The sequence below is a fragment of the Chlorogloeopsis sp. ULAP01 genome, from assembly GCF_030381805.1.
Classification (GTDB): Bacteria; Cyanobacteriota; Cyanobacteriia; order Cyanobacteriales; family Nostocaceae; genus Chlorogloeopsis.
The window spans coordinates 26,171-47,663 of sequence record NZ_JAUDRH010000008.1 but is presented as its reverse complement, the minus strand read 5'-3'; the positions used below and the strand labels follow the sequence as shown (position 1 = coordinate 47,663).

The 21,493-nt window shown below is 39.5% G+C and carries 20 protein-coding genes; 5 read left to right on the top strand and 15 right to left on the bottom strand.

The features are described 5' to 3' along the window. Positions 1-84 precede the first annotated feature (84 nt). The 12 genes from QUB80_RS17010 to QUB80_RS16955 form a co-directional block, all read right to left on the bottom strand. A complete protein-coding gene (locus QUB80_RS17010; RefSeq protein ID WP_289790709.1) occupies positions 85-816 on the bottom strand; it encodes an alpha/beta fold hydrolase in 732 nt (243 codons plus the stop codon). A gap of 424 nt (positions 817-1,240) precedes the next feature. Then, positions 1,241-1,753: a flavodoxin FldA gene (gene fldA, locus QUB80_RS17005; RefSeq protein ID WP_289790708.1), complete on the bottom strand. Its 513-nt coding sequence runs from the start codon at positions 1,751-1,753 to the stop codon at positions 1,241-1,243. 92 nt (positions 1,754-1,845) lie between these two features. Continuing rightward, positions 1,846-3,345 (bottom strand): chlorophyll a/b binding light-harvesting protein, encoded by a 1,500-nt coding sequence (locus QUB80_RS17000; RefSeq protein WP_289790707.1) that lies wholly within the window; start codon positions 3,343-3,345, stop codon positions 1,846-1,848. Between the two features lie 83 nt (positions 3,346-3,428). Then, a complete protein-coding gene (locus tag QUB80_RS16995) occupies positions 3,429-4,487 on the bottom strand; it encodes a chlorophyll a/b binding light-harvesting protein (RefSeq protein ID WP_289790706.1) in 1,059 nt (352 codons plus the stop codon). Positions 4,488-4,655: 168 nt separating this feature from the next. Beyond that, the gene (locus QUB80_RS16990) at positions 4,656-4,910 is read right to left on the bottom strand and encodes a GIY-YIG nuclease family protein (protein WP_289790705.1); all 255 of its coding nucleotides are present in this window, start codon (positions 4,908-4,910) and stop codon (positions 4,656-4,658) included. Positions 4,911-5,101: 191 nt separating this feature from the next. Then, positions 5,102-7,648 (bottom strand): TonB-dependent siderophore receptor, encoded by a 2,547-nt coding sequence (locus tag QUB80_RS16985; protein ID WP_289790704.1) that lies wholly within the window; start codon positions 7,646-7,648, stop codon positions 5,102-5,104. Positions 7,649-7,749: 101 nt separating this feature from the next. After that, positions 7,750-9,105 (bottom strand): MFS transporter, encoded by a 1,356-nt coding sequence (locus QUB80_RS16980; protein ID WP_289790703.1) that lies wholly within the window; start codon positions 9,103-9,105, stop codon positions 7,750-7,752. An 80-nt stretch (positions 9,106-9,185) separates the two neighbouring features. After that, a complete protein-coding gene (locus tag QUB80_RS16975; protein WP_289790702.1) occupies positions 9,186-10,163 on the bottom strand; it encodes an iron-siderophore ABC transporter substrate-binding protein in 978 nt (325 codons plus the stop codon). 291 nt (positions 10,164-10,454) lie between these two features. Then, positions 10,455-10,709 (bottom strand): ferric iron reductase, encoded by a 255-nt coding sequence (locus tag QUB80_RS16970; RefSeq protein ID WP_289790701.1) that lies wholly within the window; start codon positions 10,707-10,709, stop codon positions 10,455-10,457. Positions 10,710-10,717: 8 nt separating this feature from the next. After that, positions 10,718-11,728 (bottom strand): ABC transporter substrate-binding protein, encoded by a 1,011-nt coding sequence (locus QUB80_RS16965; RefSeq protein ID WP_289790700.1) that lies wholly within the window; start codon positions 11,726-11,728, stop codon positions 10,718-10,720. Positions 11,729-11,901: 173 nt separating this feature from the next. Beyond that, positions 11,902-12,930, bottom strand: coding sequence for a helix-turn-helix transcriptional regulator (locus QUB80_RS16960; RefSeq protein WP_289790699.1), 1,029 nt, complete (start codon positions 12,928-12,930; stop codon positions 11,902-11,904). Positions 12,931-13,169: 239 nt separating this feature from the next. Next, the gene (locus tag QUB80_RS16955; protein WP_289790698.1) at positions 13,170-13,439 is read right to left on the bottom strand and encodes a peptidase; all 270 of its coding nucleotides are present in this window, start codon (positions 13,437-13,439) and stop codon (positions 13,170-13,172) included. A gap of 855 nt (positions 13,440-14,294) precedes the next feature. Here QUB80_RS16955 and QUB80_RS16950 point away from each other — a divergent pair. The 5 genes from QUB80_RS16950 to QUB80_RS16930 all read left to right on the top strand — a co-directional run bounded on the left by QUB80_RS16950 (position 14,295) and on the right by QUB80_RS16930 (position 19,220). Further along, positions 14,295-15,995 (top strand): mechanosensitive ion channel family protein, encoded by a 1,701-nt coding sequence (locus QUB80_RS16950; protein ID WP_289790697.1) that lies wholly within the window; start codon positions 14,295-14,297, stop codon positions 15,993-15,995. Between the two features lie 540 nt (positions 15,996-16,535). Continuing rightward, positions 16,536-16,949: a YidH family protein gene (locus tag QUB80_RS16945; protein ID WP_289790696.1), complete on the top strand. Its 414-nt coding sequence runs from the start codon at positions 16,536-16,538 to the stop codon at positions 16,947-16,949. 17 nt (positions 16,950-16,966) lie between these two features. Continuing rightward, positions 16,967-17,386, top strand: coding sequence for a YidH family protein (locus QUB80_RS16940; protein WP_289790695.1), 420 nt, complete (start codon positions 16,967-16,969; stop codon positions 17,384-17,386). Between the two features lie 165 nt (positions 17,387-17,551). After that, entirely contained in the window at positions 17,552-18,112 is a 561-nt protein-coding gene (locus tag QUB80_RS16935; protein WP_289790694.1) for an OsmC family protein, read from the top strand. A gap of 181 nt (positions 18,113-18,293) precedes the next feature. Continuing rightward, positions 18,294-19,220, top strand: a complete 927-nt coding sequence (locus QUB80_RS16930; protein WP_289790693.1) for a hypothetical protein — start codon at positions 18,294-18,296, stop codon at positions 19,218-19,220. A 187-nt stretch (positions 19,221-19,407) separates the two neighbouring features. Here the strand turns inward: QUB80_RS16930 and QUB80_RS16925 are convergent, their stop codons facing one another. The 3 genes from QUB80_RS16925 to QUB80_RS16915 form a co-directional block, all read right to left on the bottom strand. After that, positions 19,408-20,478 carry a linear amide C-N hydrolase gene (locus tag QUB80_RS16925; RefSeq protein WP_289790692.1) on the bottom strand — a complete coding sequence of 357 codons (1,071 nt, stop codon included), beginning with the start codon at positions 20,476-20,478 and terminating at the stop codon, positions 19,408-19,410. Between the two features lie 136 nt (positions 20,479-20,614). Further along, the gene (locus tag QUB80_RS16920; RefSeq protein ID WP_289790691.1) at positions 20,615-20,992 is read right to left on the bottom strand and encodes an S-layer homology domain-containing protein; all 378 of its coding nucleotides are present in this window, start codon (positions 20,990-20,992) and stop codon (positions 20,615-20,617) included. A gap of 182 nt (positions 20,993-21,174) precedes the next feature. Next, positions 21,175-21,435, bottom strand: coding sequence for a hypothetical protein (locus tag QUB80_RS16915; protein WP_289790690.1), 261 nt, complete (start codon positions 21,433-21,435; stop codon positions 21,175-21,177). Positions 21,436-21,493: the final 58 nt, after the last annotated feature.

The following is a 21,493-nucleotide window of genomic DNA, read 5'->3' as shown; positions in this document are numbered from 1 at the left end:
TTTTTGGATAGTAACAGACAGTCGTTTAGCAACCAATAAATTAGCTTGAAAATAGGGTTGGGGGAACTCTTAACAGGGAGATGCTTAAACTTTCAGGCTCCTACAAACTGAATCGGAGCTATGTAGAGATTGCCAAAAGTCGAGAATTTGTTCTGCGACAAGCTTTGGATGGAAGAAGTGGAAAAAATGACGTCCTTTTTGACATTCCCAAAGGCGATCGCCCTCCATCAAAAACGGTTGCCATCCTTGCAGGGCGTCGGGTTCTACAATGATATCGTCTCGGCTACCACAAACCATTAAGGGTACAGGAACTGGAGAGGGAGGCACACTTAAGCGTTTAAATAAAGAATGAGGTGAGAGCGAGCAATCTAAGTCTTGCTCCAACAGCCTCTCTAGACGCTGAATGGTTTGTTCATTCTGATAGCCAAATAGGTTATACACCATTGTATTGAGAATCTTTTGCCGACTCAAGTAGGGGCAATGGCTATAGTAATGAGCTTGCCAGTCAGTAGCTGCATCAGCACCCACAGCTAATAGAGTTAAAGATTTAACTTTTTCTGGATATTGACGAGTATATAGTAGCCCTAATAATCCTCCCGTACTATGTCCAATCAGATGCACAGGTTGATTGCTAGATTGCAGATAATCATGTAACAGTTGGATCGCAACATCTAAGGAACTTGCTTCATCTTGAGTTTGAGTATATTCCCACCGGGCAATAGATACATGATGTGATAATTCACATAATAGTGGTTGAGCAAAGCACAATAGACTAGAGCTTGTATTTAACCAAATTACGTCTGGATGTTGAGACATTATATTTTTCCTGCAAGTAATTAGAGTTGCGATTTTGTGAAAGCTGCTAAAAGGTTATTGATAAAGTAATTCTTGAGTAGTTAAGTAGGGGAGGTAAAAAAACGGTCAGATGTTCTGCCCACCGAACTTCAGAGCCTCGCGGAGCGAGGAGCTAACGCACTTCGGCGGTAGACGCAAAGCGGCTTCTGTTAAGTAGCCGCCGCTCTGAGTTCTCGTTTAATTACCCTTGTGTTACGGCTATGCAAGAATTTGAGATTTTAAGAGGATGAGAATTAGCCGTAACGCACCACAATTACGCGGTGCATTACGCGTTGCTTTAACGCACCCTACGAATCATTAATACTAACGGCTAACAGCTAACGATGATTATTTAATAACTCATCAATTAACGATTGACAATTAACTATTAACCATTAACTATTAACTACAAACCAAATTCTTTTTTCAGTTGAGCCACCCAGGCTTTAATACGCTCGTCAGTTAAGTCAGATTGATTATCTTCATCAAGAGCTAAACCGACAAATTTACCATTCTTCAATGCTTTGGATTCGTTGAAATCATAGCCATCTTTAGACCAATATCCAACTGTAGTGCCACCAAGTTCGGTAATTTTCTCTTCCAAAATACCCATTGCATCTTGAAAGTTGTCGGCATAGCCAACTTGGTCACCTGTCCCAAAATAAGCTACTTTTTTACCATTAAAATCAATGTTATCTAGCTCTGGAAAATAACCTTCCCAGTCGCTTTGTAGTTCGCCAATATTCCAGGTAGGACATCCAATAATTAGATATTGATAGTCTTCAAAATCACTATCGTCTACATCTATGATGTTATGCAATGTCACTACATTTTCACCACCAAATTCTTTCTGAATTATCTCTGCTACAGATTCTGTTTTACCTGTAGTAGTTCCAAAAAATAGACCAATCTGTGACATATTTTGCTCCAATTGAATGTTTAATTCATCTTTGTAAAGACGTAGGATTCTACGCCTTCACATAACTAAATCAAGTTCGTAGCGAAGCGCACTCAGGCGATCGCACCAAACACAGCAAGACTAGTCAATAGCAAATAAGCAAAGATTGCTCCACCAATGCCACCAATCAAAAAGCCCTCAGTAAATTGACTCCATCCTTCCGTAGAATTAATAGCTTGTGGCACGCTGGGAACTGTTGCCACCGTTGCTGGTGGTAGATTTTCTAACTGTCTTTCAAAGCTAGTAGTGCCGTAAATCGAAAAACCAATGGTGACGATGACAATTAAACTGCCTGTGGCAATTAAACCAACCAAGTTACCCACATCAGAATTGCGTAATGAGGCTAATGTAGCAAAAGGCCCAACCAACCAGTAACCATGAGCCATGCCAATTTCCAATCCCCGTGCCAGAGGAGATATACCAGGGCGATAAATTGGCAAATATTTCAGAAACTTCAGCGTCAAATCTTCTGAATTGACTGCACTTGCCTGATTACCCATTGGGCGATTTACTTGCGGTGACTGAACCATGTCGCCATTTTTAAAATCAAATCCGGCTTCAATAGCACGGGCGCGCAGTGCGTGCCAAATATGACCTAACAGGAATATCAGCGCTAAAACAAAATGGAAAGTGACTAACCAACCACGAACGGAAACTACACCATCAGAAGTTGCGATCGCGTTAACTGGGCCATAGAAAACTTCCGGATAGACGGTGTTATTTTTTAACGCAAAGTATGCTGCCAAGAAGCCCATGTATGCAACAGCACCAATGCTGTAAGACAGATATGCTTCCCCTGAGTAAATCAAAACTCGGCGCGCCCAGGCAAATGGTTTAGTCAAAATGTGGAAAATGCCACCGCCAATTAACATTAAACCAACCCAGATATGACCGCCGACAACATCTTCCAGGTTATCTACGGCTGCCATTCCATCTGCTCCCCAAACGCCAAATAGGTAGCCAAAGATGCGGAATGGGTTGAGCGTTGGATGATTGATTACCCTAACATCTCCACCGCCAGCTAACCAAGGATCAAACACCCCACCCCAAAACATCGCCTTAGCAACCAGAAGCCAAGCACCCAAACCTAAAATTGTCAGGTGAATGCCCAAGATTGTTGTCATCTTGTCTTTGTCTTTCCAGTCATAGCCAAAAAAGCCAGCCAAGGTAGGATTATCTTCTAGCACCTCTGGCCCCAATAGGGAGTGGTAAATACCACCCGCTGCTAGAATAACCGAGGGTATCAGATGCAAAACGCTGATCACAAAGTAGGGATAGGTGCTAATAACTTGCCCACCAGCACCGACACCAAAACCGAGAGTTGCTAGATGAGGCAGTAAGATTAATCCTTGCTCATACATCGGCAGATTGGGATTGAAGCGCGATAGCTCAAACAGCGTCATTCCCCCAGCCCATAACAAAATCAATCCAGCATGGGCAACATGAGCGCCCAACAATTTGCCAGATAGATTGGTGAGACGAAAGTTACCAGCCCACCAACCAACATCAGGTATTTGTTGCTTGTATGGGCTATCTGTGATTACTGCTGTCATTTTTGGTACTCCTTGAGAATAGTTTGCAGTTTTTTTGGGGTTGTACTTGAAGGAGTTTGCAAATCATTAGCATTAAAAGTATTTCAGCTAATAGGTTGGGGAATTACTGCCTCTTGACTCACCCTACCTTTGCGAAAATCGAACCCACGCGCCCGTAAGGCGTGCCAAATATGACCTTGGAGAAAGAAGAAAGCTAACCAAAAGTGGGCATTAGCTAACCAAGTTCGGGAAGTTACAAGGTCAGGATCGGGTGATGAAAAGTACGGCACGATATTCTGTCTCACCACCAGCGCCGGGCCATAAAAAACTTCGGGATAAACAGTGGTGTTGACTGAGACGAAAAGAGTGGCGATAAAGCCCATTAGTGCCAAAGCACCCAGACTATAGGAGAGGTAAGCTTCTCCTGACCAAACAAATAGTGGATGCGTCCAAGCAAAAGGCTTAGTCAAAATGTGGAAAAATCCACCGAAAATCAACATTGCCCCCACCCAAATGTGACCACCAACCACATCTTCAAGGTTGTCAACGCCAGCAATCCAGAATTTACCAATCCCGCCAAATAAATAGCCAAAGATGACAGCTGGGTTTAGTGTCGGATTTGTAATTATCCGCACATCTTCAACATTTGGATCGTATAAACCACCGAAGTACATTGCTTTGGCGACTAGCAAGAATGCACCACAACCCAGTAAAAATAGGTGAATACCAAGAATTGTGGTCATTTTGCCCGTATCTTTCCAGTCGTAGCCAAAGAAAGGAAATCTGCCTTCTAGGGTTTCTGGAGCGCGTAGGGAGTGAAAAATGCCTCCAAAGCCTAGAAAGGCTGAGGAAATCAGATGCAAAGCTCCGATGACGAAATAAGGATAAGTATCGACAACTGCACCAGAAGCACCTACACCCCAACCTTCAGCAGCTAGGTGAGGTAGTAAGATTAAGCCTTGCTCGTACATGGGTGCGGCTGGATTAAAATGGGCTAGCTCAAATAAAGTCATAGCTCCTGCCCAAAAAACGATCAAGCCAGCATGAGCAACGTGAGCGCCTAGTAATTTACCCGATAAGTTAGTAAGCCTGGCATTGCCAGCCCACCAAGGCGAGTCGGCAAGGTCTTGTTCTACCGACAGAGGACTTGTAGAGATTGTCATTATACACCTGCCTCAAATAGTTGAGAATAATATTCAACAACTCTAGAAAAGAGCTTACACTAAAAACTAAATAATTGAAATATAATCTCATTAATTTATTGAGAGAAAATGAAAAACCCCTTCTAGACAAAGCACAGAAGGGGTTGGTGGCTGGAATCTTAGGTTACTTTACGAGGCAACTTCTGCTAAAAGTTCTTCAACACCTACAATTTCCGGATCACCAAGAATTTCTTCCTTGGTATGGAAAGTGAAGTAACGCTGATCTCCTTGTATGTTCCATGTCTGTTGCAGTAACGAATGCGGATATGTGCCGTGATGGAGTTGGGAAAGTATAGGCGGCCATTTTTGGCTAAGTTTGTTACATTCACCAACATAAAGTTTTAAATTACCAATATGCGCGATCGCGTAGATGCCAGAACTCATAATCGTTTATCAATAATCATTACTATCCGTTCGTTGCTAGCTGTGCAAGAGCGAAAGGTAATTATGTCTTGCACAGCTAGCTGCGAATCTAGCACATAAAGAAAATGAGGCAATTGCTATCTCTGCTAACTAGATGCTACCTAAATCCTTACGGATAAACTAATGATTTTGCCTGGTTCTGTTGAAAAGTATCAAAAACTAACTGATAGTGTTCCCAGAACTGTAAACGGTGCTTGAGGAAAAATTAGATAGCCATTGGTGTCATAGTATCTGGTATTAAAGATGTTTTTGAAGTTGATTGCTGCTTGCCAATTATCGCGTCGATAGGCAATTGCCGCATCAGTTCTCACATAGGAAGGAATGGTGAAAGGATCGCTTTGGTTGGCAATGCGATCGCCGACATAAAATAATCCTGCACTCAATGCTAAACCTTGTAAACTTCCTTTTTGAAATTCGTAAGTCGTCCACAAACTTGCACCATTATAGGCTGCATTTTCTAATCTTGTACCTGTGGGAATGCTATTATCTTCACTAACAAATGCATCGTTGAGATAGCCAGAAGCAATTATTTTCCAACCTGGTGTAATTTCTCCAACTATATCCAGTTCAATTCCTCGGCTTTTCACTTCTCCAACTGCAATTGAAAAATTATCGTCGTTGGGGTCTACGGTGGCTACGTTAGTTTTGGTAATATCGTAAGCAGCCAAAGTTGTAGAAAGCTTACCGTCAAATAATTCTGCTTTGACACCGATTTCATATTGTGTACCCCGTGTCGGCTCTAAGGGTTCGCCGTCGGCGGTAGCATTATTATTATTAGGTACAAAAGAAGTACTATAACTGGCATACAAAGAAATCGGTTTGATTAGCTGGTAAACTATGCCAACTCTTGGAGAAAAAGCCTCGTCATAGAACTTGGATGTTTCTGATGGGCTGTCATTGACAATATCAGGAATAAAGGTACTTTTGAAGTTGACAAAATCATATCTACCACCTAATAGTAATTTAAAATTTGGTATTAATGCGATTTGGTCTTGCAAATAAACCCCGATAGTATCTGTTTGCGATTCATATTCTTCTACACTTTCAAAAAAATCCGGACGTGGAAAACCATAAACAGGATTAAAAATATCCAAAGATGGAAAATTAGTTGTTTGCGATTGAGCATAGTTAAACGTATTTCTGCTCAAATCTAGACCTAAAACTAACTGATGCTCGATAGAACCTGTTTTAAATTTACTAATTAAATCGGTTTGCAATGTTAAGTCTTTGCTGGGACGAGCGGGACTAATAACATAATCTCGTAGTAAAGAACGACCATCTGCTTCAAAGTCATCACTAGGATTAACATATTCTGCATCTGGGGATAGTAATTGATAGGTGAAATTACTTTTTAATTGGAGATTCTGATTAAAGTTGTGGTCTAGTAACAGATTTAAGCGATGTCCTTCATATTTGAATCTATCATTTTTATCACCCAAATTTCGACTAATGGGTAAATCGAAGAGAAAATCTTGTGGTCGTAAACCACGGTCAAATGCTCTGTCGGTATTCACATATTCATATTCCACCCCTACCGTCGTCGCATCACCAAAATTAAATGTAAGAGCCGGGGTTATAGAAAATACTTCACTATCAATAAAATCGCGAAAACTTCCTGCACTTTCATAGGCAACGTTCAAACGATATAACAAGCTTTTATCTGGTGTAAGTGGCCCGGAAATATCAATTGCTGGACGGAAATAATCATAACTACCTGCTGTAAACTCTGCTGCATAATAGGGATTAATCAAGGGTTTTTTCGTGACAAGATTAACAATACCACCTGGTTCAAATTGTCCGTATAAAACTGAAGCTGGCCCCTTGAGAACTTCTACTTGTTCAATATTACTACCATCAATGAAGAAGTTTTGGGTTTTTGTACCATTGCGTAAAAGATTGTAGTCAGTAAAACCTCGGATAGTAAAGACATCATAAGAACCGCTAAATTCTGTCCGAGGTGATACACTAGAAACGTTACGCACTGCATCAGAAATACGAGTAATTCTTTGTTCTTGAATTACCTCTTTTGGTACTATTTGAATAGATTGAGGAATATCCCGTAAAGGTGTATCTGTTCTCGTTGCGCTTGATGTTTCAGGTACAAGATAACTGTCTTGCTCGCCGGTGACAACTAATTCAATTGGTTCTTGCTCTTCTACATTTTCTGCTTGGGGGCTTTCGCTGGGTTGAGGTTCACTTTCTGGTTGTGGTTGGGTTGCAGTTGTTGCAGATGTTACCTCAAAAATTAAACCTTCATCATCATCAAATAATTCCACTTTGGGTAAGGTTGTCTCACCAGCTACAGTTAATGTAATACTATTTGCATCGCTATTTTTCACTTCTACAGCAGTAATTCCAGTCAGGGGTTTTTCTTGTCGAAATGTATTACTTTTTTCTAAACGCAATTGAGCATTTTTAATATCGATAATTACATTATTTCCTTCATTGCGGCTGACTGTTTGGAGTTTTTCTCCTTTTTGAGTGTCGAGAATTATATCAATTCCATTTTGGGATTCTTGAATACGAATTCCTGTAATGATAATGGGAGATTGAGAAGGATTTGATGATTGAACAAGCCATTCTTCAATGGTTTTTGCAAATTGGATAAATTCACTCTTATTCAATATTTTTGATGCAGAGTTATTTTGGGTAATCTCAGCGTTTACAGAAGTTGTAAAAATGACTGAAAATGCACTCATAATCAAGCACAAGTATTGGAGTTTGTACTGCATAATTTCCTTTTTTATTTGCGTTAGTTGAAATAATTTTGATGGTGAGTAAAAGATTAACTTTGAATTAATTAGTCTCCATGAAGTAATTTCACGTTTTCAACATCATGGTCTGGCAAAATATCTTCGATATTTCGCAGGAGAGGGATAGCGTAACTAACCAAGCAAATCAACACGACAATGAAGGAAAATAGAGCAAATTGTAATGCCATTCCACTGCCAGGTTCGGAACCAAAGATATTACTCAATACGGGAGTGAAAAAATTAGGTGATTGCATGGCAGGTTCAAAGACAAAATCTGATAAAGGCCCAGCAATCAAAAGTCCCAGAGGTGAAATGATTCCAGTAATAAAGGAACTAGCTGCAAATACTCTTCCTTGGAAAGACAGTGGTACTTTTGACATCCAAATTGCATCTTCGCAACTGTTAGCAGTAGGTTTGAACAGTCCCGCAGCGAAAAAAGCCACCATCCACATCCAAGGAGTACGAAGCAATCCCAACAACATTTCCAAACTAAAGATAATTGCTCTCCCCCATAACAAACCTCTAATTCGTCGTTTTGGCCCTCCCCAAACACCCAATCCAATTGCACCAATTAATCCACCTAGTGTTAATGCCGAAGAAACATAACCTAGAACTTTTGTGTCGCTATTCGTTCGAGCTAAAACTACAGGTTCTAGTAATGCTGCATTGTCAAAGAAAATATAACTGAATGTGAAAACTTGCAATATTAATAGACTGGGATGTTGGAGCAAATAGCGGAATCCAAAAGTCAATTCTTGCCAAATTTTGTGTAAAGAAATTATTGCTGTTATGCTTTCTGTGCTTTCTTTTTGTTCGGGTATCGGTTGGGGAACAGGAACAATTATTAGTGAAGCGATCGCAATCATAAATGTGATTAAATCGAAGATTAAAATACCCGATAAACCAATCATGGGATATAGTACTCCAGCTAAAGCAGGAGCAAAAACACCAGAACCAAAATCTTTAATCGAACCCATTGCTCCAACTCGCACATAATCTTGTTTTTGAACCATTAATGCTGTTGAAGCAAAAAAAGCCAATCCTTGAATATCACTAAATAATCCACTAATTGCTCCTATTAAAAAAAGATGCCAAATCGCTAAATGATTAGTTAGTAGTAGAGTTAGAATTAAAATTGTCGAACAACCTGCGATCGCATCTCCCAGCATCATTAAATATTTGCGATTTGCGCGATCGACTAATACACCAGCAAAAATAGAGGCGCCTAAAACGGGTACTTCTCGAAAAAAGGCAAGCAAAGAAATAGCAGTTGCTTCTCCTGTATGTTGCCAAATCCAAATCAGCAAAGCAAAGTGACTAATCTGTGAACCAATTAGGGATGCAACTTGACCAATCCAGATAATTGTATAGTTGTGTAAGCGCTGATTCTGGGGTGAAATCACAATTAGTTTTTGATATATAGAGTAGAAAAGAAAACAGAAACCGTATAAATCTCAAGGTGTAATTATTATGTATTTTGAATTTATTCGTTAACTAAATACTTAAACAAATCGTCGAGAATGCGATTTGCTCCACCAACATTGCGTTGAGCCACCCAAACCATATAGTTGACTGTATAAACTCGATTATTTTTGACAGCATCTAATTTTGACCATAATGGGTGTTGCTGAAGTTGTGAAAGAGTTGAATCTAATTGCTTAGTTTCAGGTTTAGTATTAACTGCAAAAATTACATCTCCATCAATCAAATCGAGTCGTTCAATCGAAATATTGATCCCCCAGTTATCATTAGTTATTGTTGGTGCTAATGTTGTCTGTGCAGGAGGGCGCTTTAATCCTGCTTCTGCAATTATTGCACCCATAAATGAATTACTTAGGTAAATATGGGCTGGCTTTCCCGCACCATAACGAATTGTGGAGACAAGAGAAACTGTTTTCGTTTTGAGACAATGGTGCATTCGCTGCCGAAATTCTTTTATCCTTGCGTTATATGCTTGCAAAATTGCTTCTGCTTCCTGAGTTTTATTTAAAGCCAGAGCATATAATCGTAAATCTTCTTTCCATTCTTTTTCGTTACCTGGAGCCAGAATTGTCGGTGCAATTTGGGTTAATTGTTTATAAATACCACTACTATATTCCAGCCCAATAATTAAATCGGGATTCAAACGAGCAATTTCTTCGAGATTGGGTTGGCTATTATTACCAATACTAATAATTCCCTGAGTCATCTCTTCTGGTAGGGAAAGTTCGCTAAAATCAGGAGCTGCTATTGGCTTTATACCCAACGCCAAAACTCCATCTAGGGGATTGGTATCAAGGACAATAATCCGTTGGGGATGGTGTGGAACGCAAGTTTTATCCACTGCATGTTGAATCATACGACAATTAGCGATGAGGGCTGAATTTGGGAAAGATTGACGACAAGCAGAGATAAGGGAAATTGCGATCGCAGCCACCAAATAGTAAATAATATGTTTGATTTTGTAATTTGAGCCAAACATTTTGAATTGAAATTTTGAGTTTATTTTTTCTAATCCTCAGCTAACCTCTTTCTCATATCTCATATGAGCAATGCGTTCATCTGGTTTAAATAGAGGGCAGTTACTACACTTGATATGTACTGGAGGTATCAAAGTCAGTAAACAGTATGTTTTACGGATGATTATTTCATCTGATAAGTCTGGTTCGTGCAATTTTTCCCGATATATTAAGTTGTAGATAGAATTGGGTTTACCAAAAATAATCGAACTATCGGAACGCTCAAATAAAACTGTATAATCTACCTGGATTGCTTATTGATTTGCGTATCCATCTAATTCCTCGAATATTCCATAAGCAGTATTAACCGCATTCCCCCAAAGTGTTTTTTGAGATACCTTAGTTAAGCTATGTAGACGATTAATAATTGCTAAAAAATGATTTTGAAATAAACCAGTAAATACAGCTTGATGTAAATCATTCACATTATTTACTAATTTAGCTGGATAATTATCAGGAATTGGTATTGGACATTGCTGTGGATAAATTACAGTCTTACTGTTTTTCATAATTTTGTTTATTGTTGGATTAAAGACTTAAATAAATCATCAATAACTCTATTAGCAGCCAGAATATTGCGAGACCTCCAGGTATTATGATCGACAATATATGTATGGTTTTGCTGCACCACCTTTAATTGTTTCCATAAAGGACTTTGTTGAAGTTTTTTCAAGATTCTATTTGCGTTATCATCACCATTAGAAAATAGAAAAAGTACATCTCCATCTATCCAATTAATCATCTCTTCACTAATTCCAATTTGATATTCGTGTTCTGGCGCAATATCTTGTTTTGGTGGACGACTCAACCCAAAATCCTCTAAAATTGAGCCAGAAAAAGAATTTTTCAGATCAGAAGTAATCAACGAGGAGCCTTCTCCCCAAAGATAAGCAAGGGAAACTTGGAAGTTTTCTAACTTACTTCCCATCGCTGTCTTAAATTTTTGAATTCGCTGGTTATAATCTGCCAATAATTTTTTTGCTACTTGAGCTTTATTTAATACTTCAGCTATTAATAGTAAGTGTTTTTCCCAACTTCCCGCCTGATCAAATGGAATTAATATTGTTGGGGCAATCTGTGATAGGGTATCGTAGTTAGATGAGTAGTCAAAACCCAAAATCAAGTCAGGTTTAGCTAACATAATTTTTTCGATGCTCGGTTGCTCTTGAGTACCAATAGATTGCAATTTCGACGGGAATTTATCAATATCAATTTTTCCTTGCAAAAATACGGGAATTTCAATTCCAGAGGCTGTGTAATCAAAAACCGCTCCCACTGGTTCAACACCAAGCGCGATCGCATTGGCTAGAACAACATCATCTAATACAACAACTCGCTGTGGATTCAGGGGAACACAGCTTTCTCCCATTGCATATTTAATGGTTTTACATTCAGAAGTAATAAATGAAGAAGAACTTACAGCAAGCTGAGAAAATTTATTATTACATCCATAGACTAATCCACAGGTAATGACTACTAAAAAAAATAACTTCAGCCAGCGCTCTAAACCCCATAACCTTAATCTCACGCCATTTCCTAGATAATTAATAAAATTCCTTCTCTAGTTCATCCAACTTCTCTACAGCTAGAAATTCTAGCTATATGTGAGAATCTTTAGCAGAAAGTTTATAGCAAATTACAACTCTTTGGAAGATTCTTCGCTTCTTCCAAACGGAATTTTTCTTATTCGAGACGGAATTTCTAAACTACTTTGCGACGACTTGCAGCCAAATATGTACCGGGATTGGTGCCAAACTTCTTGCGAAAAGCTGTATGGAAGGAAGTGGAACTGACATAACCAACAGCACGAGCAACTTCTTGAACACTCATTGTTTGTGCTTCCAGTAACTGTCTGGCTCGATGCATCCGATAATCGTGAAGATAACCAAAAACCGTTGTTCCAAACACTTGGCGAAATCCTCGCTTTAAAGTGCAGTCATTCATCCCTACTTTTCGGGCTAATTCTAACAGCGAAGGGGGGTGTTGGGCATTTTGAAGTAAAATATCCTTGGCTTGGTGAATGCGATCAATGTCATCCAATTGCAGCTTAACTGGCAATTTTGATTTTTGCGGTTCCGCCGTTACTAAATCGAGGTACAGTGCCAAAATTTCTAAAGATTTACTCTCTAAATAAAGCTGCTTTGTCAAACCTTGGTACGGACAATTGAGAATTTGCTCCAAGACAAGTTGCATAGTTGGAGTCGTGTTTTGCAGCAATGAAAAAGGTACACTTTCGTCACCATTTAGCATCCGTTGCAAATCAAGCGGTAACAAATCAAAGCGATTCTCCTCAACAGAGGCTGTGCCAACGCCCACCAAAGCTTTGAAAAACTCCGGCTCAAGATGAATATCAACTTCCAATCGGCGCTCGCCAGCAATATCTAAACTTTCGCCAGCAGGCATAAACAGCCCAGCAACATAATGCTTTCCAGGAGTTACGTAAGAGTTATTACAAAACTTAAAAGTGGATGACAGATTAAAAACCCACTCCAAACAATCTTCTTGATATGATTGCCTATCTACTGTAATTACATCTTCATTAAAAATATAGTTATGAAGGGTTAAATGAATACCATTACGCAGTCCAATATTTCGTTTATAACCCTGAGCGAGTTGGGTAGGGCATGGCATAATTTCATCTGAATTGTCCGATAAGTCTGCGCTTTGCGTATGCTGCCAACTTTCTTCCCAAAGCTCGCTCCAATTTGCAGATGAAAGGATAATAGTCATTCTTTAAAGTTATTTTGATTAAATTTGGATTTGAGATTTTAAACTAGTTGTAATAGATGAAAAATTATATCATTAAATGATTTAAAAATTAAATGCAACCAATTATAGATACTATCGATAAACTTTAAGTATCCAATATTAAGCCTGTATAATTTATACCTTATTGACAGACGCGATCGCTTGTTGGGGAGAAAAGCCAACACAAGCTGTTCAGAGTTTTTCTCCCTACCTAGAGCACCTCAACCACTTGGGCGTTTGCGAAATAATCCTGTCATACTCAAACCAGTAATTAACAATCCCAATAATCCCAAACCACTCAAAAGCGGATAGATTGCTTGTAAATGGAAGATTTGTAAAGTATGAATATTGAGAATAAATGTAGCTAATTCAATTTGGTGCAACCATTCATCAGCGATAGTGTAGCCCATACCTGTGAGCGCAGAAAGAAACAAAGGCAGACATAAAGCGATCGCTATCTGGCGATGGTAGCGCCGAAATGTACGATTCATAAGAAAATTCCTTAATTTTGATGCTCTAATTTATCAGGATCAGTGATTTATCTTTAATTGATGATTACTATTTCTGGCTCTCAAATTACTACAAAAATTTACGAAAATTCTAATTTACTAATCTACCGAGGATATCGAGAGTTAGATTGTCTCCCAGTAGCTCTCAAAGTTCTCAGACAGGATTCTCCTACCCCACCAAACTAGTACGGTATAAGCAAGAATATAAATCACTCATGGATTAAATTTAGAAGGATTGTTAAAGCTTACAGTCTAGAAAAAAACCGCAATAGTTTAGTTATAGTTTTTGAAGATTTTGGTGGCGAGTCTTTACGAAAATTGATGACTGTTTAACAAAAAGTACAAAGCCTTACATTTATATAATATATAAATTAGTTCTGATTTCACTTTTAACGGACTAAGCACTGGATAGAAACTATAAATTTTAGACAAATATTGAATATCCATATTCTTTTACATATCTAAAAAAACATTAAAACTTAGAAAATGATGTGAATTTATTATCAATAATCATCTATAGTTAATGAATTAATTACTATATCTAACTTCAAAAACTGTTAAATTTTTAAATTATATTATATAAAATCTTCAATAATTGATGTTCATTACTTTCTTCTAAGGAGTTTTTATGCTATTTTTTCTAAAGCTTTTCTTATAAATTTCTTATATTATAGTTATTTTTTGTAACTAAACTTCAAACTTGTGGATTTTATAATTTTTACCATGCTGTTATTAACTGACAGATTTTGCAAAGTCACAATTACTATCTAAAAAAACCAAATCTAGGATCAGAAATTTAACAAGTTTAGCTTTAACAACAGTGATTAAATAATCAATATGACGTGTCGTTTAATCCTCAAAATAAATCAGCCATTTGGGGCAGTTATTACTGCTATTTTTGTCGCATTACTAATTATCATTACTCCCTTATGTAGTTTTTCTCAAACTCCTTCCGAATTACCTATAAACGGAGTACCTGTTGAGCTAGGGAATAAAACACTATTTTTCATTCAAGACAAGTTATTTTCACCTTCTATTGAGCGGCGTGCAAAAGTAATCTCATCCAGTATTCAGCAATTAGCAGATTATGATGCTATTCCCACTGATGCGTTGAAAACTAGGGAAGTTGAATCTGAAGCAGTCACAATCATTCATGCTCAAAGTATTCCCATTATGTCTGTTTCAGATGCGGATGCTAAAGCTGTTAAGCAAACTCGACAAGCACTTGCCAATCAATACTTACAAATTATCAAAAATGCAATTGATGAGTATCGAGAAAAACGCAGTGCTAGCTACTTAACTCGTGCTGGAGTTTTAGCAGTAGCCAGTACAATTTTATTAACTGCAATCTTGCTGGTTTTATGGAACATTATGCCTCAATTCTATCATTGGTTAGATGTCCAGCAAGACAGATTGATTCCTAATCTTCGCGTCCAAAATCTTGAACTGTTATCGTCTCAACAAATTTCTGCGCTAGTGCAAGGTTTTACGAAAATCATTCACTTTGCTGTTGTATTAAGTCTGCTCTACTTTTATCTGTCTTTTGTCTTGAGTCTATTTCCTCAGACAAGTCAATTAGGAGCAAGTTTGTTTTTTCATCTTCAAAATACGTTGACAGCAGTTTGGAATGGATTTTTAGCATATATACCAAAATTGCTGACTATAGGTTTAATTGCCTTGTTAACTCACTATATTCTGGGCTTTTTAAAATTTATTTTTGCCAATATTGAACGAGGCACACTCTCCATCCAAGGGTTTTATCCAGAATGGGCAAGACCAACTTACCACCTATTGAGCTTTATTGTGATCGCTTTTGTGATCGCTATTGTCTTTCCTTACTTGCCTGGTTCCAATTCTCCAGCTTTTCAAGCTATTTCTATTGTAATTGGAGCGTTGATTTCACTTGGTTCTTCAGGTGCGATCGCAAATGCTGTTGCAGGCTTTTCGTTAGTTTACACCCGTGCATTTCAAGTTGGCGATCGCATCGAGATTGGTGATTTAATGGGCTTCGTGGAGGAAAAACAACTGCTGGTGACTCGGATTCGTACTTTGAACAATGTGTTGGTGTCTATTCCCAACTCTACTCTATTATCAAGTAACATTATTAACTACAATACGCTCCTCAAAGACCAGCAAACCCCAATAATTGTCCACACAACAGTTTCTTTAGGCTACGACACACCTTGGCGTTATGCCCATGAAACTCTAATTGCAGCAGCTGTTGCAACTACTGATATTCTGTCTCAACCTCCTCCTTTTGTCTGGCAAACTGCATTGAATGATTTCTATATCAGCTACGAACTTAAAGCTTACACAAACGATCCAACCAAAATAGAATCAATTTATTCAGAATTACACCAAAATATTCAAGATAAGTGTAACGAAGCAAACATCGAAATTTGCTCACCCCATTACTCTGCCATTCGTGACGGAAATCAAACTACTATCCCCAGTGAGTATCTATCTGGTGACTATGCTGCTCCTGGCTTTCGAGTCAATTCACCCTCAACGAATTCTCAATCTTCGCCGACGGATTGAGTCTTTGATTAGAACGATTCGATACAAACGCTACCACAATTGACTTATACTCGCTCTAGCAGTTTCTACTGCTAAATTTGTGAAAAAACCAGTCTTACTTGAGCGATCGCTTCTTGCAGTCGTTATCATTCCTGTTGGGTAGACTATGAATCAGCTATTCAATTTAGTCTGGTAATTACAACTATTGCCCGCAATATGGAATTACTGATATCTTGCACCTCACCCGTAACCCGCCAGAGAATTAATTCTCTAGCTAATAGCACAAGTCAGTTAAAACTGACTCAAAGACTGTTCAAGTCAGATTTATCTGACTTCATCTCTTATACTATTTCACGAAAAGGCTGATATGGATCTACCCCACCGCCTACGGCACCTCCCCTTACTAAGGGGAGGTTGGGAGGGGTTGAATATGAATCACTCAAAAAGTGAAATGGTATTAGCCTTTAAAATTTATTTCTTAAGAGGTTAGCCATTTTCATTGCAACTATTAAAGATTGCTTAATTCCAAATAAAATCAATCTAAGCATTAGTGGTATCTTCATGAATGATCCTATTTTTGCTCCCCAACCACCCAATATTCAAGTTGAACTTGCCAAAGAACGTAACCGGGCTGCTGCTGAACGTACTCTCATGGCATGGATTCGTACTAACCTTTCCCTAATTGGCTTTGGCTTTGGTATTGATAGAGTGGTAGCTGCTATTCAGAACTTTCAAGCAGTTCAAGATCTCAATCCAGTGCATCTTTCTCGTATTTTAGGACTTGCTTTCATTGCTTTGGGTACATATGCAATGGTTTTTGCAGCAATAGAACATCAGCAAGAACTTCATCGCATTCAGCGCCAAGAAGAATATTTCTACATTCCCCGCCGTTCTCTAGGATTGACGGTGGCGATCGCACTCGTTTGCATTGGCATGTTTGCCTTTGTCGGGATTTTGGTAAAGGCAATATTTTAACCATCTAAAGGCTCACCATGAATACTAGCCCTTCTCCAAAACCGACTATCACTACTACTGAATTGGCGAAACAGCGTAATCGCGCTGCTGCTGAACGGACGTTGACAAGCTGGATTCAGAATTGCTTATCTCTAATTGCTTTTGGGATTGCATTTGATCGTATTTTTGCAGCACTGAATCAAACGTTTCCTAAGCAAAATACCCAAATTAATTCACAATGGACTAGTATTATTGGCTTGAGCGCGATCGCCTTCGGTATTTTTTTACTAGTGCTAGCCATTGTTGGATACTTAATTAACGTAAAATCACTAAATCAAGAAGATTATTTGTATAGAAAATATCGCTTATTCTATCCACTGACGATCCTTGTTGGTTCAGTGATTATATTGGGTTTGCTAGCATTCTTTGCTATTTACTTTGTTATTTCTATGACTTAGCTTATATTTCCAAATGCAACTTGCCAAAAATATTATCTAATTTCCTAACCTATTTGCGGAATTTGGTTTCTAGTTTTTGTAATACCTACTTGGCGATCGCAACTCGAATTAATAGCGGTAGCCTAATTCTCAATTTTATAAAAATTTAGAATAGGAGTCACAAATATGGTTACACAACAACTACAAAAAATAAATGGTGTTGATATCAATAGTATACATGAATTGGTCAATAGCGTTTCCCAAGATCCTGCTAAAGGAATTTTAAAATTTCAAATATCTACTACTTGGATAGATGGCCCTAGATCCTCTACAAAAATAGAAGGATGGGAATTTGGGGGACAAAAATTAGTGAAGAACTTCACTATTAATATTGATGAACCGAAGGAGTTATTCGGAACTAATACTGCACCCAATCCTCAAGAAATGTTGATGGCAGCGTTTAATGCTTGCGTATTAGCCACCTATGTTTCTCTATGTTCTCTGCAAGGTATAAAACTAGAAAAACTCGAAATTGCAACCGAAGGGGAATTAGACTTGCGTGGTTTCTTCCGTCTTGATGAAACTGTTAAACCTGGTTACGAAAAGCTTAACTACACCATACATATTAAAGGTGACGCAACTCCAGAGCAGTTTCAAGAAATTCATCAAGCAGTAATGGCAGTCTCTCCTAATTTCTGGAACATGGCTAATCAAATCAAGATACAGCCACAATTACAAGTTTTGTAGGGTGTATTGTCGTGTAGTGCAACGCACCCTTCGGGCTACAGCAGTCGCTTGCGGAACTGTCTGTTGGAAACCCTACCAAGAGCGCTGCCTCACCATCCTTAATTTTCGGTGCGTTAGGATTTTCGTCCATAACGCACCCTACCAAGGCTACACCACAAGATTCATATTTATAAGAAAATTTATGCTCGCATACAACTACACATACGAATCTACGCTTAAAGATGCTTATAAAGTTAATTGGCGTGTGGAAGATTTGATTGGCAACGATAAACGCCTTGATTTTACTAAACCTTTTCTACCAGATGCATTGGCTGGTGTTAAAGCAATAACGTGCCTTAACCAACAAGAAAAACTGATTCTCAATCAAATTCGAGGAAACAGCTATTTACATCTATTTGGAGTTGTAGAAGAATTTATCCTTCCTTTGGTAATCGATCATGTTCAACAGACAGGATATGAAGATATGCAAGCAACACAAGCGTTCTTGCATTTTGCTGAAGAGGAGAGCAAACACATCCGTCTGTTTAGAAGATTTGCTGAGGAATTTGAACTCGGATTTGGGACTAAATGTAATTGTATCGGCCCTGCCAAAGAAATTGCTGAGGCTGTTCTCAAACACAGTCAGTTGGGTGTTGCTCTAGTAACGTTACACATTGAATGGATGACACAACATCATTATCTAGACAGTGTGAGAAATAATCAAGCTGAAGCTCTCGATCCGCAATTCTGTAGCTTGCTCAGACACCACTGGATGGAGGAAGCACAACACGCCAGACTCGACACCCTCATGGTAAAACATATTGCTCAAGAGCTTGACTTCAAGGGTATTGAGACAGGAATTAATGATTATGTGGCGATAGTTAATCTGCTTGATGGCGGATTAAAAGCACAAGTTCAATTAGATATTGAGAGTCTGTCTCTAGCTACCGGAAGAATCCTCAACAAGCCAGAAAGACAACAAATTCAAGCAGCGCAAGAAAAATTCTATCGATGGACATTTATCGGTTCAGGAATGACTCACCCAAATTTTGTTCAGGTAGTAGGTGAATTGAGTAAGTCGGGACAGATGATGATTGCACAGATAGCACAAGAAGCGTCTACTCTGTAACCCTAATGTTTGCATCTCATACCATTTCACTTTTTGAGTGATTCATATTCAACCCCTCCCAACCTCCCCTTAGTAAGGTGAGGTGCCGTAGGCGGTGGGGTACATCCATATCAGCCTTTTCGTGAAATAGTATCACATAATAATTACACCAAACTTAGTATGCCTTGCCGCCAATCTTAAAAAGTGCTTACTTTACTTCTGCCGTCAGAAACTTGAAGGGTTCGGCAGGTTTGAACTGCGCTGCTGTATTACCGGCAAAGACAGCACCATTTGTCAGCGTTAGCTTCTTCGTCGGCTTCCCTTCGGCAAAATCCATGTCGGATAGGTTTACCCAGAATACATTCGGGCTGCGAGTGGATTCAAAGAAATAGCGCTTGTTTTTGTGATCTGATACCGTGCGCCAGAGCGTTGAGGAAATGTTAGGTTGTCCGGGAATCGAAATACCTAACGGCACCGACGCATTGCGAATCACAGAAAAGGCAGCCGCGATCGCTTCATTAATATTGGACGTTTTTGGGATCGCGTTGATATAGAACGAAGCGCGGACAAATCTATCTGCTGCACGATTGGTGCCTGGCAGCATAGTGGTTCCGCCAATCTGCTCCCAGTACTTATTGAGGGCAATCTGTTGATCGTACACTGGTGAGTTGGTCATGACCTGATACTCACGACTATGATGGATGTTGAGCTTGCCGCCAACGTATTCAAAAATAGCCGAGTCGCCCGTGGCATCGGAAATCGACAAATGTAACTGTCCGGGTTTACCATCCGGTGTCATCGTCGGAACTACATAGAAAGGTTCCTTGCGCAAATCCTTCACCGCCTCTGCAACAGTGGCATAATTGTCAAGCACGTACTGCGTCCATGCAGAAACCGACAGGGGTTTGCGCTTGTCATTGGCTGTGGGTTTGACGTACTCTGATTCAGCTAGATAGAGTAGGTTTGCCACTAATCCTTTCTCATTCATGCCATCGGCTGTACCAGCGTCGAAGCCAGCTGCCACTACACTGCCATATTTAGAAGTCCAGCGAATCGAGTTTGCTCCAGCGGCACCATCACGCTTCATGCCGCGCGGGAAAGCCCAGAGGTTTGTACCCATGTCGCTTGCCCAATCCATGCTGCGTGCGGTAACTATTGTACTTTGCGGGCCGAGATAGACAACTCGCGTGCAGGCGTGCAACGCTTCCATTGGCATCAGCCCAGCTATCAGAGTAACCAGAGCGCCACAAAGTACTTGGCCGATCGTGATTTTCTTCATTGTGGGTTCACCATTGACCGTATGTGGGATGAGCGACGAAATTTTATATTGGAATTAAACTTTTCGTCACCACCCAATAGGTATAAAATTGGTGGTTAAAGCGATCGCTCTCAAATTTCTTTGGATCAAGATAAGATTATTTTTTTGCGGGTGAGATTCTATCAACTCGCTGATTGAGTCCACGCAGTTGTTCGTTCAATTCTCTCTGCCGTTGGATTAAAACTTCAAAATCTTTTTTCGTCGCCAAGTTCTCTCGATGCGGGGGAAGAAGTTTATCCACTTGATTTAAGCAAGCATTTAGTCCCGCAGCAAATTCATAGCGAGTAACCGGGCGGGAGCCGCGATATGTACCATCAGAATATCCAGACAGGCAACCTGTTTGAAGAGTAGCATCACCCTCGTTATTTGGTGTTTGTGACAGTGTTCTTGCTGGATAGAAAATTGTTGCCAGCGCTAAAGTGGTTACCAGAGCGGCAGAATTGATGTAGGTTGGGAGCAGTGTAAATTTGGACATTGTTGGAGAACTGCCAAGCCATTTATTTTTACCATAGCTTAATCAATATCCCACTTTGTTTGTGTTGCCCCAGATTTATAGTCATTCCGCTCAGAACTGAAGTTCTAGGCTAATAGTCTTAAGTCCACTCAAGTGGACTGAAATTTTTCAGGACTTACGCAAAAATCGCCCACAAGCTTAATTTATCGTAGACGCGAAGCGGTGAGCCAGTCCGGTGGTGAACCAGCACTGCGGGAGGGTTTCCCTCCGCAGGTGACTGGTGAAAGGGTTCCCCGGCATAAAGGAGCCAGCGCGTTGGGCGGCTTTGCCGACTTGTAGACGCCCGTCAGGGCGGCTTCCCGGAGGGTAGCGACTGGCGTCGTGAACTGGCGAACCCGAAGGGTACCGCTAAGTCGCCAAGAACGCCAAGAAATCGTAGAGTCTGCGTAATACCAAATTGGCACGCGGGAGTCTTATTTAAAATTTCTAGAATCGTCTATTAGTCAATGGTTTTAATCCAAA

Excerpts from the sequence above, each read along its gene's own strand:
- QUB80_RS17010 (WP_289790709.1), bottom strand. The coding sequence starts at position 816 with ATGTCTCAACATCCAGACGTAATTTGGTTAAATACAAGCTCTAGTCTA.
- QUB80_RS16940 (WP_289790695.1), top strand. The coding sequence starts at position 16,967 with ATGAATACTAGCCCTTCTCCAAAACCGACTATCACTACTACTGAATTG.
- QUB80_RS16935 (WP_289790694.1), top strand. The coding sequence starts at position 17,552 with ATGGTTACACAACAACTACAAAAAATAAATGGTGTTGATATCAATAGT.
- QUB80_RS16970 (WP_289790701.1), bottom strand. The coding sequence starts at position 10,709 with ATGAAAAACAGTAAGACTGTAATTTATCCACAGCAATGTCCAATACCA.
- QUB80_RS16950 (WP_289790697.1), top strand. The coding sequence starts at position 14,295 with ATGACGTGTCGTTTAATCCTCAAAATAAATCAGCCATTTGGGGCAGTT.
- QUB80_RS17000 (WP_289790707.1), bottom strand. The coding sequence starts at position 3,345 with ATGACAGCAGTAATCACAGATAGCCCATACAAGCAACAAATACCTGAT.
- QUB80_RS16975 (WP_289790702.1), bottom strand. The coding sequence starts at position 10,163 with ATGTTTGGCTCAAATTACAAAATCAAACATATTATTTACTATTTGGTG.
- QUB80_RS16995 (WP_289790706.1), bottom strand. The coding sequence starts at position 4,487 with ATGACAATCTCTACAAGTCCTCTGTCGGTAGAACAAGACCTTGCCGAC.
- QUB80_RS16945 (WP_289790696.1), top strand. The coding sequence starts at position 16,536 with ATGAATGATCCTATTTTTGCTCCCCAACCACCCAATATTCAAGTTGAA.
- QUB80_RS16990 (WP_289790705.1), bottom strand. The coding sequence starts at position 4,910 with ATGAGTTCTGGCATCTACGCGATCGCGCATATTGGTAATTTAAAACTT.
- QUB80_RS16930 (WP_289790693.1), top strand. The coding sequence starts at position 18,294 with ATGCTCGCATACAACTACACATACGAATCTACGCTTAAAGATGCTTAT.
- QUB80_RS16955 (WP_289790698.1), bottom strand. The coding sequence starts at position 13,439 with ATGAATCGTACATTTCGGCGCTACCATCGCCAGATAGCGATCGCTTTA.
- QUB80_RS16925 (WP_289790692.1), bottom strand. The coding sequence starts at position 20,478 with ATGAAGAAAATCACGATCGGCCAAGTACTTTGTGGCGCTCTGGTTACT.
- fldA (WP_289790708.1), bottom strand. The coding sequence starts at position 1,753 with ATGTCACAGATTGGTCTATTTTTTGGAACTACTACAGGTAAAACAGAA.
- QUB80_RS16960 (WP_289790699.1), bottom strand. The coding sequence starts at position 12,930 with ATGACTATTATCCTTTCATCTGCAAATTGGAGCGAGCTTTGGGAAGAA.
- QUB80_RS16920 (WP_289790691.1), bottom strand. The coding sequence starts at position 20,992 with ATGTCCAAATTTACACTGCTCCCAACCTACATCAATTCTGCCGCTCTG.
- QUB80_RS16985 (WP_289790704.1), bottom strand. The coding sequence starts at position 7,648 with ATGAGTGCATTTTCAGTCATTTTTACAACTTCTGTAAACGCTGAGATT.